At 50.7% G+C, this 15,817-nt stretch carries 10 protein-coding genes; 6 read left to right on the forward strand and 4 right to left on the reverse strand.

Annotated features, from left to right (window positions below; translation table 11 throughout):
• Window positions 1-70 precede the first annotated feature (70 nt).
• On the reverse strand, window positions 71-1,066 hold the full coding sequence (locus tag ACY0JR_RS13745) for a DUF1028 domain-containing protein (protein WP_462634674.1): 996 nt from the start codon (window positions 1,064-1,066) through the stop codon (window positions 71-73).
• A 269-nt stretch (window positions 1,067-1,335) separates the two neighbouring features.
• On the opposite strand from ACY0JR_RS13745, the gene ACY0JR_RS13750 reads away from it, so the two are divergent.
• A complete protein-coding gene (locus tag ACY0JR_RS13750; protein ID WP_462634675.1) occupies window positions 1,336-4,641 on the forward strand; it encodes a VPS10 domain-containing protein in 3,306 nt (1,101 codons plus the stop codon).
• A gap of 169 nt (window positions 4,642-4,810) precedes the next feature.
• Here the strand turns inward: ACY0JR_RS13750 and ACY0JR_RS13755 are convergent, their stop codons facing one another.
• A complete protein-coding gene (locus ACY0JR_RS13755) occupies window positions 4,811-6,457 on the reverse strand; it encodes an ABC-F family ATP-binding cassette domain-containing protein (protein ID WP_462634676.1) in 1,647 nt (548 codons plus the stop codon).
• Between the two features lie 517 nt (window positions 6,458-6,974).
• Here ACY0JR_RS13755 and ACY0JR_RS13760 point away from each other — a divergent pair.
• The 3 genes from ACY0JR_RS13760 to ACY0JR_RS13770 all read left to right on the forward strand — a co-directional run bounded on the left by ACY0JR_RS13760 (window position 6,975) and on the right by ACY0JR_RS13770 (window position 10,867).
• Window positions 6,975-8,645 carry a S8 family peptidase gene (locus tag ACY0JR_RS13760; protein ID WP_462634677.1) on the forward strand — a complete coding sequence of 557 codons (1,671 nt, stop codon included), beginning with the start codon at window positions 6,975-6,977 and terminating at the stop codon, window positions 8,643-8,645.
• A 1,027-nt stretch (window positions 8,646-9,672) separates the two neighbouring features.
• The gene (locus ACY0JR_RS13765) at window positions 9,673-9,969 is read left to right on the forward strand and encodes a hypothetical protein (RefSeq protein WP_462634678.1); all 297 of its coding nucleotides are present in this window, start codon (window positions 9,673-9,675) and stop codon (window positions 9,967-9,969) included.
• Between the two features lie 130 nt (window positions 9,970-10,099).
• Window positions 10,100-10,867: a porin family protein gene (locus ACY0JR_RS13770; RefSeq protein WP_462634679.1), complete on the forward strand. Its 768-nt coding sequence runs from the start codon at window positions 10,100-10,102 to the stop codon at window positions 10,865-10,867.
• Window positions 10,868-10,962: 95 nt separating this feature from the next.
• Here ACY0JR_RS13770 and surE read toward each other — a convergent pair whose 3' ends face one another.
• Complete coding sequence (surE, locus tag ACY0JR_RS13775; RefSeq protein ID WP_462634680.1) at window positions 10,963-11,796, reverse strand: 5'/3'-nucleotidase SurE; 834 nt, start codon at window positions 11,794-11,796, stop codon at window positions 10,963-10,965.
• Between the two features lie 135 nt (window positions 11,797-11,931).
• Here surE and ACY0JR_RS13780 point away from each other — a divergent pair, with 135 nt between their 5' ends.
• On the forward strand, window positions 11,932-12,654 hold the full coding sequence (locus tag ACY0JR_RS13780; RefSeq protein WP_462634681.1) for a hypothetical protein: 723 nt from the start codon (window positions 11,932-11,934) through the stop codon (window positions 12,652-12,654).
• A gap of 143 nt (window positions 12,655-12,797) precedes the next feature.
• Here ACY0JR_RS13780 and ACY0JR_RS13785 read toward each other — a convergent pair whose 3' ends face one another.
• A complete protein-coding gene (locus ACY0JR_RS13785) occupies window positions 12,798-13,601 on the reverse strand; it encodes a pentapeptide repeat-containing protein (protein ID WP_462634682.1) in 804 nt (267 codons plus the stop codon).
• A 328-nt stretch (window positions 13,602-13,929) separates the two neighbouring features.
• Between ACY0JR_RS13785 and ACY0JR_RS13790 the strand changes: the two genes are divergently transcribed.
• On the forward strand, window positions 13,930-15,672 hold the full coding sequence (locus ACY0JR_RS13790) for a M14 family metallopeptidase (RefSeq protein ID WP_462634683.1): 1,743 nt from the start codon (window positions 13,930-13,932) through the stop codon (window positions 15,670-15,672).
• The last annotated feature ends 145 nt before the right edge of the window (window positions 15,673-15,817 follow it).

Below are 15,817 nucleotides of genomic sequence, written 5' to 3' on the forward strand. Positions count from 1 at the left end.
GTTACAACCCACAGCTCAGAATTGAAATAATGCGCTGAGATTTCAGCAGTAGTTTTGCGGGAGAAATCTGTTATTTCGTTCCGAGGATTCTTTTCAAATCTGCAGCAGAAACGGTCAACAAACCTACCGGCGGGAGGCGTTCGGTGAGGGTTCGCCAGTTCTTATCGGCTTTGAAAACAGGTTCCAGAATTTTGATGGCCTCGTCTACTTTGCCGGTGTTCGCTAGCGTAATGCCGTGCCAATATTGCATCTCCAGGTTGTCGGGTTGGAGGCGTTCGGCGGCACTGTATTCTTTCATGGCCAAGGCCATGTCGTTTTTCTCAACGGCCAGGTCTCCGTTGTTCATGTGCTCGTAGGCGCGTTGCACGGTGAGTAAACGACGAAGTTCCTGCAAAGGCACCTCGTGATCATCTACGCGTAAGTCAACTGAGCGCTCGTCCCATGGCTTTTTGTTGCTTTTACCCGGCACCACCAGCAAAGCGGCAGATTGCTTCCCCCGGATGTCTCCGCCCTGGGCCTCGGCGGCGTCTAACACGTCCAGCATCCGCTCGGCCAAAGGCAGGTGGGCATTCTGTTCGAACGCCTTCGCCATGGCAGGCCACACGCTCTCGTTCAGCATCATGTTGGCTTGCACCGAGAAGTTTTTGCCTGTGATGTGCCCGGCGTAGGTAACGCACTTTTTACCGGTGTGCGTGGCTACTCCGCCTTTGGCATCCAGAATTGCCACCTGGCGCACCTCACGACCAGGGTCGTTGGAAAGCAAAATTTTCAACGTTTCCTCCGCCGTTTTCCCCTGCTTCATCAGTGCCAATCCGCGCAGCCCGAAGGATTTATTGGTAAACGATTGAGTAGCCACCACGCCAACGCCGGCCTCGCCCCAACTCACCGATGTCCCCACCGAAAACCAATGGCTTTGCACGGCCACGGCCATTTCGCCGGTTTTAGGGTCCCGGGCCACAATGGAATAGGTATGGGCCAAGGGCTCCTGTGGTTTATAGACCTGCGCCGCCGCCGGACGGGTAACGAACAAAGCGCCAAGCCCTAACAGAATAAGAAGCTTTTTCATGAAGTACTTTCTAAGTAAATGGATGTGTAAGATACAGAAATTCAACTGTGGATTTACATTTTGCCTGGTTGCACAGGACGAACATTAGTTTGCCCTGTCTCCTGAAGAAAAATCTTACACGATGTTCGTTTCCATTGTCCGACGGGTTAAAGGGCAGATTTAGGCAAAACAAGGCAAAAACAAGCCTCCAATTTTCAGGCTTCCAAAGCTGCCGTTTCCTGCTTACATTTAGGAAACAAACGAACATTCGCATACAACCCACCTCTCCTATGATTAAACATCTACCCAAGCTCTTCTGTCTGTCTTTGCTGGCTTTGGGGCAAGCGCAGGCGCAAATGCTGCCCATGACGCAGTTCAACCAAATGAAAGCCCGAAGCATTGGCCCCGGCGTGATGAGTGGCCGGGTGACCGCCATTGACGCCGTAGTGAGCAACCCAGACATCATGTACGTGGGCGCGGCCTCGGGTGGCGTCTGGAAAAGCGAGAACGGCGGCACTACCTTCTCCCCTGTTTTCGACGAGCAGCCCAATATCAACATTGGCGCTATTGCGGTGCAGCAGAGCAACCCCAGCGTAGTGTGGGTAGGAACCGGTGAGGGAAATCCGCGCAACTCGGTGAATATGGGCAACGGCATTTATAAAAGCATTGACGGCGGCCGCACCTGGAAACACATGGGGCTGGACAAGACCTTCAACATCCACCGCATCGCCATTGACCCCACCAATCCAGACGTGGTGTACGCGGGCGTGATCGGGTTGCCTTTTGGTGAGCACCCGGAGCGAGGCTTGTACAAAACCACCAATGGCGGGCAGAGCTGGGAACGCGTGTTGTTCACCAATGAGAAATCGGGCGTGGCCGAGATGTTCATGGATGCTAGCAACCCTAACAAATTAGTAGTAGCCATGTGGGAACACCGCCGCACCGGCTGGGATTTCACCTCTGGTGGTCCCGGCTCAGGGCTCTACATCACGTATGACGGAGGCAAGACTTGGCGCAAGAAAGGCGCGGCTGATGGACTTCCGGCCGGAGATTTTGGGCGGTTAGGATTAGCGCAGAGCCGTAGCATGCCCAATCGAATTTATGCCTTGGTTGAAGCGACCAAAAACGGCCTGTACCGCTCAGACGATGGTGGCGAGAAATGGACTAAGGTCACCGAAGATCCGTCCATCGTGACCAACCGCGCGTTCTACTTCAACGAAATCTACGTGGATCCCAAGAACGAGAACCGCATTTACATGCTGTACCAGCCGGTAGCGGTGAGTGAAGACGGCGGCAAAACCTTCAACGTAACGGCCTCCATGGATGCGGTACACGCCGATCACCAGGCCTTCTGGATTCACCCGGAAAACCCGAATCTGATAATTGACGGAAACGATGGCGGCTTGGCCATCAGCCGGGATCGTGGTAAAACCTGGAGCTTCCCGGAGGCGCTTCCCTTTGGACAGTTCTATCACATCAACGTAGACAACCAAGTTCCCTACAATGTGTACGGCGGCTTGCAGGACAACGGCTCCTGGACTGGTCCGGCATACACCTTCACCCGCGGCGGCCTTCGCAATTACTACTGGCAAACCGTACAGGGCGGCGATGGCTTTGACGTAGTGCCAGATCCCGAAGATGCCCGCTTTGGCTATGCCATGTCACAAGGTGGAAGTTTGGCCCGCTACGACAAAGAAACTGGAAACTCCTACATTGCGAAACCTACGTCGCCGGACCTTAAAACGAAACTGCGTTTCAACTGGAACGCGGCCATTGCGCTGGACCCGTTCAACAAAGGCTGCATCTTCTACGCGAGCCAGTTTCTGCACCAATCTGCAGACAAAGGCCTGACTTGGAATACCATTTCGCCTGATTTGACTCGTAACAACCCAGCCCAGCAGAAACAAATGGAAAGCGGCGGGTTAAGCTTAGACATCACCTCCGCCGAGAACCACAACACCATCCTCACCATTGCGCCCAGTACGCTGGAGAAAGGCGTCATCTGGGTAGGAACCGATGACGGACACGTGCAACTCACCCGCGATGGCGGAAAGACCTGGACAAACCTGCGCGACCGCCTGCCCGGCTTGCCTGCCGAGGCCTGGATTCCGCAGATTACCGCTTCTCGTCATCGGGCGGGTGAAGCCTTCGTAGTGGCCAACCATTACCGCTTCGGGAAAGATTTCAGCGCCTATGTGTACCGCACCACTGATTTCGGAAAAACCTGGACCAGACTGGTGGATAGCAAGAAAGTACGGGGTTACTCCCACTCTTTTCTGCAAGACCCTGTTCAGCCCAACCTGATGTTCACCGGTACCGAGCATGGTCTCTGGGTGAGCATCAACGAGGGCAAAGACTGGACGCAATGGACGCAAGGCTTGCCTTCCGTTCCGGTGTTGGATTTGGCCATTCAGGAACGCGAGGCGGACTTAGTAATAGCCACATTCGGCCGTGCCGTGTACGTACTGGATAACATTAGGCCGTTGCGCCAGTTGGCTTCCAACGGTGGCAAAGCTCTGCAAAAACCTTTGGCAGTGTTTGAACCATCTGAGGCGTACCTTGCATCCTATGCCCCAGCACCTGGCTACGGCTCTGAAGCTGATAACCTGTACCAAGCCGCTAATAAGCCTACAGGAGCTACCATCACTTATTACCAGAAACCCAAAGCCTCCACTCCAGCCCCAGTTTCTGGCAAGAAGCCTGCTCCTAAAAAGAAAAAGCCCGCCACGGAAGTAAACAAAGAAACAGGTGAAAGAATGGCTACTTCTTTACCGGCCCGAGACACGGCTGCAGTTCCGGCGGTTGCCCGCGTAAAAGCAGACTCTTTGCAATTGCGGGTGTTTGATGCCCAGAATAAACTGATTAGAACTTTGCGCCAACTTCCGGATTCTACCCTTGGTTTCCAGCGGATGACCTGGAACCTAACCGAGCGTGGCGTTCGCCAGCCCAGCAGCGGTGGTAGCGGTGGTGGTAACCGAGGTCAACGTGGCGGCGGTGAACCAGCCGGAGGTCCTGTGTTACCGGGCACTTATAAACTGGTTTTACAGTACGCCGGAAGCAAAGACTCCACGTTTGTGACCGTAAAACCAGACCCACGTTTTCCATTCCAGCAAGGGAACGTGATTGCCCGACGGGCGCTTCAGGAGCGTTTAAACCAAAACACCCAGCAATTAACCCAAGTCTTAGACCGCCTGCAGGAAGCGTCTGATGCCACCGAAGCCATCAATGCCCAACTGAAACTGGCCAGCGGCAAAGAGAAAGCCGACTTGCAGCGCAGCACCAAAGCCATGCAGGATTCCATCAAAACCTATCGGGAAATGATTCAAGGCCAGCAGCTTTCCCGCCAAGGCTACGGCCGTCTGAACCAACTCACTGCCCTTTCCAAACTGCAGGAAGCCCGCTCGTACGTCTCTGGCCGTTCAGAACCCGTTACACAAACAGAGACGCAACTGGTTGAACAGGCTGAAACACTCACGCAGGAAGCCGTTGGCAAGATAAATTCCTTCTTCTCCACCTCCTGGGCAGGATTCCGCCAGAAAGTGCAGTCTGCCGCGTTGAGTGTGTTTAAAGACGACAAAAACAAGGTGGTGCTTTAAGGCTACTTTCAGAAAATTGAGTTTAAAAAGCCCCGATGCAGTACGTGCATCGGGGCTTTTCAATGCTGTAGCGGCGTTACACCGTAACGCCGCTACAGCATTGAAAAAACAAAACTCCCCATCCGCCAATTGGCAGATGGGGAGTTTTGATATCTATTCAAAGCAGAACTTAGCTGGCAACTACCTTACGCTCAATCTCGCGCAGGTTCTCCATCTTTTTGTTGCGCAAGAAGCCGTTGATATCTTCAAAGTGCTCTCTGATGCGTTTGTTCCCGAACTCGAATACTTTTTCGGCCAGGCCGTCTAGGAAGTCACGGTCGTGGGAAACCAGGATGAGCGTTCCGTCAAAGGCTTTGAGGGCGTCTTTCAGGATGTCCTTGGTTTTGATGTCTAGGTGGTTGGTAGGCTCATCCAGAATAAGCAAGTTCACCGGTTGCAGCAGCAGTTTGATCATGGCCAGACGGGTTTTCTCCCCGCCTGAGAGCATTTTCACTTTCTTCTCTACGGTGTCGCCGCTGAACATGAAGGCCCCCAGAATGTCTTTGATGCGGGTGCGCATGTCGCCTACGGCAATCTGGTCTATGGTCTGGAACACGGTCAATTCCTCGTCTAACAGCGAAGCCTGGTTCTGCGCGAAGTACCCAATCATGGAGTTATGCCCCAGTTGGAGTTTTCCGTCGTAGTCAATCTCGCCCATAATGGCTTTGATGAGCGTGGACTTACCCTCACCGTTCTTGCCTACAAAGGCTACTTTCTGGCCGCGCTCAATGGTCAAAGACGCATCTTTGAACACGGTGTGGTCACCGTACTTTTTGGTGAGTTCCTCCACTATCACGGGGTAGTTACCGGAACGAGGGGCAGGTGGGAATTTAAGGTTCAGCGCCGAGGTATCTACTTCATCTACCTGAATAATTTCAATCTTCTCCAGCATCTTCACGCGTGACTGCACCTGAAGCGTTTTGGAGTAGGTCCCCTTGAAACGGTCAATAAACGCCTGTATGTCCGCAATCTCTTTCTGCTGGTCGTCAAACTGGCGCTGCTGCTGCTCGCGGCGTTCTTTGCGCAGTTGCAGGTATTGGGTGTAAGGCACCTTGTAGTCGTAAATACGGCCCATGGTTACCTCAATGGTGCGGTTGGTGATGTTGTCCACGAAGGTCTTGTCGTGGGAAATAACAATGACGGCTTTGGCGTTGTTCACCAGAAAATCCTCCAGCCACTGCACAGACTCAATGTCCAGGTGGTTGGTAGGCTCATCCAGCAGAATCAAATCCGGTTTCTGCAACAGAATTTTGGCCAATTCAATGCGCATGCGCCAGCCGCCGGAGAACTCGCTGGTAGAGCGGGTGAAATCTGAGCGCAGGAAACCAAGGCCTAGGAGCGTTTTCTCTACCTCGGCGTCAAAGTTGATTTCTTCAATGGAGTAGTATTTCTCGCTGAGTTCAGACACGTCTTCAATCAGCTTCATGTAGTCGTCAGACTCGTAATCGGTGCGGGTTTCCAGTTGGGTGTTGAGCTCATCCATTCTGGCCTTCATTTCCAGAATCTGCCCGAAAGCCTTGGACGCTTCGGCAAACACGGTGCTCTCGTCTTTGGTGAGCAAGTGCTGCGGCAAATAGGCAATCACCGCATCTTTGGGCGCAGACACTTTGCCTTTAGTGGGCTTGTTGACCCCGGCAATTATCTTGAGAAGGGTAGATTTTCCGGCTCCGTTCTTCCCCATTAGGGCGATTCGGTCGGTTTCATTGATGTTGAAGGTGACGTTACTAAAAAGAGCCGAGCCGTTAAATTCAACGGCGACCGAATCAACTGAAATCATGGTGCGTTTTACGATTAGAACACAAAGATACTAGTATTTCCCTGATTGCCCCGAATCTGAAAGGCGTCAGGAGTCATGACACTTACAGGCCAGAATACTCAGGAAAACAGGACAACACCAACCTCTCGGGTTTGGCTCCATTCCAGCCTTGTTTTTAGCAAAACAGGCTTAAAATAACCTATTGTTGAGGATAGCTAGGAATAGTTAGTGCTCCTCTTCCATTGTCATCCTGAAAGGATCTTGGTGGCGAACGGTACCAGCATTTCTTCAACGCCTTTCTAGTACGCCCACAATATCTTTCCAAGATGATATAAATTATGTATTGCTGCCTGCCCAGTCGTTTTCAGGCCATTTTCAAGATTTGACTACAAAACTCGCTTTAAATTAAAGCCAACATTCTGTTCATGCAGAGATAGGATTTCCGAAAAATGTGTACCTTTTCAAAAAAGAACTTTTCCTTTAGGGCAAAACCTACTGAGCGGTGTACGCTTGGAATGGTTTTTGCCGTTTCACAGCTATGACTATTCTTAAAAAGACGATACAAAGAACCTCGGCCAGCCTGTTATTGGCTGGTTTTTCTGTGCTCCCGGTACTGGCCCAGGATGATCCGGTAGCTTCGGTTTCAGAGCTGGACCAAGCCTACGTGAACTGGCATAACCTGGACCCTGCTCAGGATAAAATCCAGGGCATTAGTGTGAATAAAGCCTACAAAGAACTGCTCACCAACAAAAAGCCCAAGAAAACCATTGTGGTGGCGGTCATTGACAGCGGCATAGACATTTTCCACGAAGATCTGAAAGGCAAGATTTGGACGAACCAAAAAGAAGTAGCGGGCAATGGACAGGACGATGACCAGAACGGGTACGTAGACGATGTGCACGGCTGGGGTTTTCTGGGCAATGCCAAAGGCGAGAACATCAGGTATGAAACCTATGAGTACGTGCGGTTGCTGAGAAAGCTGGCTCCTACGTACCAGAACGTTTCCTCCATCAAAGAGGTGCCGCTGGCGCAGCAACCTGAGTACAAAACCTACCTGCTCGCCAAACAGGCCTATGACAAGGAACTAGCCCAATACCAGCAGACCAGACAGACCTTAGCCGCTTTTGAGAACGTGCTGGTGCAAGTACAGAACGTGCTGGCCACGCATCTCAACACCAAGCAATACACCCTGCAAGACGTGCAGCGCATCTCTACCCCAGACCAGAACGTGATGAACGCCCGCGCCTGGTTGCTGAGCAAATACAGCCAGGGGCTAACGGTAGAGTCTTTCCTGAAGTACAAAGAGCACACCGACACGTTCCTGGACAAGCACCTGAATCTGGAATTCAACCCCAGAGCCGTCATCGCAGACAATCCTGAATCCATTACTGACACCAAGTACGGTAACAGTGATGTAGTAGGCCCCAGACCTACCCACGGCACTCCAGTATCTGGCTTAATTGCAGGTTTGCGCGGAAACAACCTGGGCATTGACGGCATTGCCGAAGACGTGCAGATCATGGCGTTGCGGGCGGTGCCCGAAGGCGATGAGCGGGACAAGGACATCGCGTTAGCCATCCGCTACGCGGTAGACAACGGGGCTAATATCATTAACATGAGCTTCGGGAAGAGCTTCTCGCCGCAGAAATCTTTTGTGGATGAAGCCGTGAAGTATGCCGAGTCCAAGAACGTCTTGCTGGTGCACGCCGCCGGAAACGAAGCCACCGACAACGACAAAGTAACCCACTACCCTAGCCGCGTGCTGAACGACGGAAGCCAAATTAAAACCTGGATTGAAGTGGGCGCCTCGTCCAGAATGCTGGGCAAAGACCTGGTGGGCGTGTTCTCCAATTACGGCAAACAGACCGTAGACCTGTTCGCACCGGGCGTAGACATCGTTTCATTGGCCCCTGAAAACAAATACGGCAAAATGGACGGCACCAGTTTCTCAAGCCCGGTGGTGAGCGGCGTGGCAGCGTTGGTGTGGTCACATTACCCTGAGTTAACGGCAGCAGAACTGAAGGAAGTCATCCTGAAATCGGCGACGGTGTACCCCAAAGAGACGGCGCTTTACCCAAGCGCCGAAGGTGAAGCATCCCGCAAAAAAGCGAAGTTCACGGACCTGTCCAGCACGGGCGGTATTGTCAATGCGTATAATGCCTTGGTTTTGGCTGAGAAAACAGTTTCTCAGAAGAGAAGCAAAAGTTAAGTTACTACTTCTCTTAAGGAGCATTTATTAGAACAGCCTCTGGTCTTTGACTGGAGGCTGTTCTGTTTTTGGCCAGATATTCACGAAATCAATGCCAAACAACTTCTATTTCAGCGTTTCTGCATCTGCTAACAGGCGTCCTTAGAGATTTTCCATTAGTTGCTAGGTTGATTCATTCCTCTAAAACATATCGTGGTTTAAGTTTCAAGTTTGTTCATTCATCTAAAAATAACATGGTTCATGTTTTCAAGTTGATTCATTCAACTAAAAACATAACATGGTTCAAGTTTGCAACTTGGACCTACCATGTCCGGAAGTTTGCAACTTCCTTGAGGCGAGAGCCTCAAACTTTCTTTTGCTGACTTAGGTGCATGCGGTTTGCCTGTCGCTGGCGTGGTGACTGGTTGATGCGAGGACCTTATGCTTGGTTGTTTCATGGTTTCCCTCCGTGCGCTCACGGCCGCGAGGCCCCGTCTTCCCTTCTCGCACTGCCCTTTCGGCCTGTGAAGTCTGTCTCTCTTAGTTCAAGTTTGTCTAGGGCCAAAAGCGAGGCGCGCTCAGGGAAGACTGGAACTGGGGAAAGTTGTAGAAAGTCACGGAAGTAAATCCGCGCCATAGTGGGTGATGATAGCGACTTATAGAGATCAGGCACTGCCTCGTTCTGCCACGCATTGCTTTCTCTTGCAAAGGCGATGCTCCTACAAAGGTGCATTCCCCTCCTTGGAGGGATAGGGGTGGGTTTCACGCTCACTATCACCTACTAAGACGCGCATATGATTCAATAGTGGTATAATACTGTTTTTCGCCCAAGTGTTTCTAATCTAAACAACTTTATCTTATTCCTAGGTTGGCAACAAGCATGCTTAAAAAAAGGCACTACTTACCTTTTTAACTATTTCACTATTTCCAGTTCGCTACAAAATGAAAATTATTTCAACAGATGAAACCTGTTTTAATTAGAGATAAAAAATAAATGGATATATTTGCTACAATAACCGCTAATACACTCTAAAAATATAACTATATAATGAAAGGTTTACTTAAAAAAGCGATCACCCCTTTCCTGCCGTCTTATCAGGTAATTTGCACTACTTATCAAATTATTCCTGGTTTGCCTATCACCAAGAAGTTATCTACCCACTCCTTTGACAAAGGTGCCTCTAAAGAAGCGAAGGAATTCTACGGCAAAGTAGTATCTTCTGAATTTACAAGAAAGCTGGCTCCAGTAGAAGTGCAGTTGCGAGTAGCTGGCATCACCATCAAGAAAGCCCAGTACGGCCCTATCCAAAACTTCGATAAAAAGAAAATCGCTTACCAAGCGTAGTTCTTTCGGTTTATAACGCCCTTCTTGTTCACCACTTTCAATGGAAGATGGTTTTAGGGTACTTTTAGAAAAACCGCTTAGAAACAAATAAACAACAAGAAAAGCCCTTCCCTCACCGAAGGGCTTTTCTTTGGAACCGCCATTAAAACAACTATTTCGGCGGAAACTCACACAAACCTACTTTATGAATAAAAGATTTACGCTCCTTTTACTTTATCTAACACTCACCATCGGTTGCGCCACGGCACAGGTTACCCTTATTCCTAAAGCAGGGGTAAGTTTTACCAGCTATAAGATGCAGCACGGCTTTCTAAAAGACGTGCATGAATACAGGGAAACTGGCTTCACCGCTGGCGTAGCTCTCAACCTACCTTTCGCAAAGACTCCCTGGTTATCTCTTCAACCCGAACTCAATTACCTTCAGGAAAAGTACACCTATGAGTCTCGCTTCTTTTTCACCAGCCCTTTTTATTTCGACTCTGTTGTTCCCAAGAACACCCAAATGCTGCATTACGCGGAAGTGCCAGTTTTAATCAAAGCCAGTATTTCTAAAGGTAAATGGCTCGGTTTCCTAAACGCAGGTCCAGCTTTAAGGTATGCTGTCAAGGGAAGTAGCGCATACGAGTTCAATAAAGAAAGCTATACCTTTGAAAACATGAACAGGTTTGAGGTAAGCATACAGGCGGGAGTTGGTATTGGCGTACAACTGATGAGTGGCACTTTATTGCTGGACGCCCGTTTCAGCAAGGGATTAACTAATATAAACAGGGAATACACCTTTCAATTTCCAGAAATTACCCGGAATGACGAGATAATCTACCACAGCATTCACATGCCTGCGGACAAAAAAAGCGCAGTACTAAGCGTCATGCTAGGCTATGCCATTCCTATAAACTAAAGAATAAGCCTTCCCTTTATAACCTCTTTCACATAAAACAGCCCGAAAATGACCTACATTTTCGGGCTGTTTTGGTTAAATCAAGTTCAAACAACTTATCCTTCTTCCCTTCCGCTTTCTACGGTTTTGCTGCCGACTGGGAGTTTTACCCCTTGATTCAGGTTCCACTCATTGTTGAGCAGGCTGATGGCGTGGTTGGCGGTCATATCAAACTGGCAGGGTACTACAGACACGTAATTCTGGGCCAGGGCGGCTTCATCGGTGTCCTCGCCTTTGTCATGGTTCACGAAATTGCCGGTGAGCCAGAAGTACACGCGGCCGCGGGGGTCCAGGCGTTCGTCAAATTCTTCCTCCCACTTGGCGCGGGCCTGACGGCACACTTTTACCCCGGCAATGGGCGTGTCAGACTTTTTAGGGAAGTTCACGTTCAGGGCCACTCCAGCCGGAATACCGTGTTCCAACGCTTGGCGCGTAATCAGTTCCACGTATTCTTCGGTGTGCGAAAAGTCAATCTCATGGCCGTAGTCGCAGAGCGAAAACCCAATGGCGGGCAGTCCTTCAATTGCCGCTTCAATGGCCGCCGACATGGTGCCGGAATACAATACACTGATGCTGGAATTGGAACCGTGGTTGATACCGCTCACTACCAAATCTGGCTTGCGGTTCTTGAGCACATGGTGTTTGGCCAGTTTCACACAGTCGGCGGGCGTGCCGGAGCATTCGTATGATTCCACCTCGTCAAAAGCCAGGGATTTATCTAGCCGCAGCGTGTTCCCGATGGTGATGGCGTGGCCCATGCCAGACTGGGGTCCGTCTGGGGCTACCACCACTACTTCGCCTATTCTCTGCATCACCTTCACCAGCGTATGGATACCGGGCGCGGTGATACCATCGTCGTTAGACACTAAAATCAAGGGCTTCTTCGCCATAATCTGTTCAAAAGTTTAAAGCCAATATTAGGTGGTATACGTGCCATTGTCAAATAGAATCAAGGCAACTTGAGCCCAGCGCTTGCGTTATGCGGGAAGAAGCAGTACCTATGCCGTTGTAAATCAGCGAAGCCCATGAAAAAGACAATCCTTTTGTTTGGCGCACTGGTGGCGCTGGCCGCCTGCAAGCAAGACGCCTCCACGGCAGACAATGCCAGCGATACACAGATAGAAGAAGCCGCCGGCGATGTTTCTACTGATGCCACTGAAACCGCCTCCGAAACACCCGATGGATCCATGCCCGAGCCCGTTGCCTCGGAACCCATGTCTGAAGAACCGTTACCGGGTGCCACTTCCACCGCTTCCACGCCTCCTTCGGCCGCCAACCCGCTCTTCAACCTGACCCTGCAAAGCGGGCAGGCCGGTGCCGTTAAAATTGGCATGTCCATAGACGAACTCAGAAAAGCTTACGGGCAGAACAAACTCCGGGAAATTGACCACACGCTGGAAGGCACCACCACCAAAGCTTTTGAGGTACTAGGCGAACGCCACCGCCCCGATTTGCGCGTAGAGCAGGAATGCACCGGTACTGCCTGCAAAGTTTCCCGCATTACGGTGCTCAACCCTGCCTTCAAGACCAATAACGGTTTAGGCATTGGCAGCACCCTGGCAGATTTAAAGAAAAGCTTCAACATTACCCGCGTAAGCCCGGGCGAAGGCAACTTTGTGGCCATTGACGAAGACGCCAGAATGAGTTTTGTGCTGGACATGCGCGGCATCCCGTCTACCCGTTGGGCCAAGATGCAGGTGAAAGACGTTCCGGCCACCACCCTGGTTTCCGGCGTAATGCTGTATTAGATTGACTTCGGTTCCTTCAATTTTAAACTTACCTAAAATATAAAACAGAAGCGCCTGCAAATGCAGGCGCTTCTGTTTTATGACAGTTTTTGCAGCCTTTTCTAGAAAAGAGGCTCTAAACGGATGATTGCTGTGAAAGTCACTTATCTGGCCATTTCCTGCAAGGCCGCAGCGTTGAAAGATTGCTTGTTCAGGGAAGCATACTTCAAATCCTGACCTCCTTTAAACGAAGCCCCTTTCCACTGCATGGGGTCAGAGAGTTTGGCGTACTTGAAATTAGCCAGACTGTTGAACACGGCGCTCTGAAAATCGGCTCCTTTGAGGAAGGAAGCATATTTGAACATAGCTTCTCCGGTGAAGGTAGCGCCGTTGAAATCTACTTTGGCCGGGAAATTCACGTACTTGAAGTTAGCCGCTTCATCAAACCGGGCCTTCTCAAACCCAATCTCGCCCTCAAATTTGCTGTACTTGAAGAGCGCCTCGTCTTTGAAGGTGCTCCCCGCAAACGAGGCATCACTCTTAAAAACCGAATATTTAAAGGCACTCTGCTTTTCAAACACGCAACCCTGGAAACGCACGTCTTTCTCAAAGTTGGTATTATAGACTTCGTCTATTTCATTTTTAGAGTCAGATGAATTCCCGTTGTTAGGGTTGAAGTACGCCAGTACATTGCCCGTGAACGTACAATTGGTGAAAGATACTGGAACGGTCACGGTACTGATGTATTCTTTGGAACCCAGTTTGTTGCTTTCTCCCTTTCGGGTTTTCAGGGTTTTATTCTGCAATTGAGTTAAATCCAGGTCGCCGGTAATGGTGGTATTCTGGTAAGCAACAGCTTCTCCCCGGTTAATTTTAGCAACGATTTCAGAAGCGGCCACCTTTGCCTGCGCCCAGGAAAAGGCGGGTAGCAAAAGAAACAACAGCAGATAAGTCAGACTTTTAAACATAGTAGTAAAGGTTAAGTTGGCGTTCTTGAAAAGCAGAATACTTGCAAAACCAAGCAGCTACCCATTCTACTTCTACAGACACGTGAATTCACCAAGGGTTGCACCCGGGTATTTATTGTGCGATGTTTCCGCTTCTTTCTGTGAAAACGAGCCCATTTCAGGTCAGCGACATTCCTTGCATGCCTTTTCAGGGCCGTTTTTTGCGAAAACAGCCTTGAAATAGAAGTTTATTTTTTCTTCAAGAGAAGCGCAGAGTTCTGTGCCTATTTTCCTTTTCCGCCCCAGATTCCCTAACATTACTTCTTCATTGAATTTCTGCCCTGTTCCCATGCTACTCACCTTCCTTGCCACCCTTTTCCTTTCCACGCCCGCCCCAGACTGGAAAACACCTTACGAGAAAAGCAACCACAACCAGACTGCTACTTACCAGGAGTGCATTGCCTATTACCAGCGGTTAGACGAAGCTTACCCTGAGATTAAAATGTCGCCCATCGGCATGACCGATGTGGGCAAACCGCTGCATACCGTGGTCATCTCCACCGATGGTGACTTCGACCCGCAATCGATTCACCGTAAAGGCAAAACGGTGCTGCTGGTGCAGAACGGCATCCACCCCGGCGAGCCCGAAGGCATTGACGCCACCATGATGCTGGCTCGTGACTTGGTGCAGAACAAAAAACTGCGCGCGCAATTGGACAATACGGTGCTGGTGATTATCCCGGTCTATAACATTGGCGGCGCCCTGAACCGAAACAGCCATACCCGCACCAACCAGAACGGCCCGGAGAGTTACGGTTTCAGAGGAAACGCCCGCAACCTGGACCTGAACCGCGATTTCATCAAGGAAGACTCTAAGAACGCCAAGACCTTCGCCACCATTTTCCGGACCTGGGACCCCGAGGTGTTCGTGGACAACCACACCAGCAACGGCGCCGATTACCAGTACACCATGACGCTTATTCCCACGCAGCACAACAAACTGGGCGGCGCTTTGGGCACACTTTTGAAAAAACAGATGATTCCGGCGCTCTACAAAGGCATGGAGAAACGCAAGTGGCCGCTGGTGCCCTACGTGAACTCGCGCGGCGAAACCCCTGAGACCGGTATCTTCGGCTTCGCCGATTTACCGCGTTACGCCAGCGGTTACACCACGCTGTTCCAGACACTGGGCTTCATTCCCGAAACGCACATGCTCAAAGCCTTCGACAAACGGGTACAGTCTACTTATGACCTTATGCTGGAGTTTCTGGACTACACCGCCAAAAACCGAAAAGCCATTCAAACTGCCCGCCAGCAAGACCGAACTGCCCTGCGCAACCAACAGGAGTTCGTTTTAAACTGGGAACCAGACACCACGCAGGTAGAAACCATCAACTTCAAAGGCTACGAAGCCAGATACAAACCCAGCGAGGTCTCTGGACAGGAACGCCTGTACTATGACCGCAAAGCGCCTTTCACCCGTCCGGTGAAGTTCTTTGACACCTTCCGCCCTACCCTCACCGTTACCAAACCCATAGCCTACATTATTCCGCAAGCCTGGACCGAGGTCATTGAGCGTCTGCAACAAAACCAGGTAGAACTGAAACGGCTGAGCAAAGACACCGTTCTCACCCCCGAAACCTACTACATCTCTGACTACAAGACCGGCCAGCGTCCCTACGAGGGCCACTACCTCCACACCGATGTACAGGTGCGCAAAACCCAGCAACCCATCCAGTACTTCGCCGGTGACTACGTGGTGTACCTGAACCAGGTGAGCAACCGTTTTCTGGTAGAGGTGCTAGAACCCCAGGCCCCTGACTCCTACTTCGCCTGGAACTTCTTTGACTCCATGCTGGGCCAGAAAGAGCATTTCTCTGCTTATGTGTTTGAAGACCTAGCGGCCCAATACCTGAAACAGGACCCTAAACTGAAAGCCGCTCTGGAAGAAGCTAAAGCCAAAGACCTATCGCTAGCCAAAAGTGCCCAGGCCCAACTCAACTTCATCTACCGCAACACGCCCCATTACGAGAACACCCACATGCGGTACCCAGTGGCCCGTTGGCAAGGCGGTGCGCTGCCCGTGCAGTAGAACTGTTTCAAAGCCGATTTTCTAAAAACAGCCCTAAAGTCTAATTTGATTTTAGGGCTGTTTTTTTGATGGATTCCCCCTCACCCCCCTTCTGTCATCCAGGAAGGGTCTTGTGGGCTAACCAGAAAAGCCTTGGCTCTTACAT

It is taken from the genome of Rufibacter sp. JT3400010 (assembly GCF_054956755.1).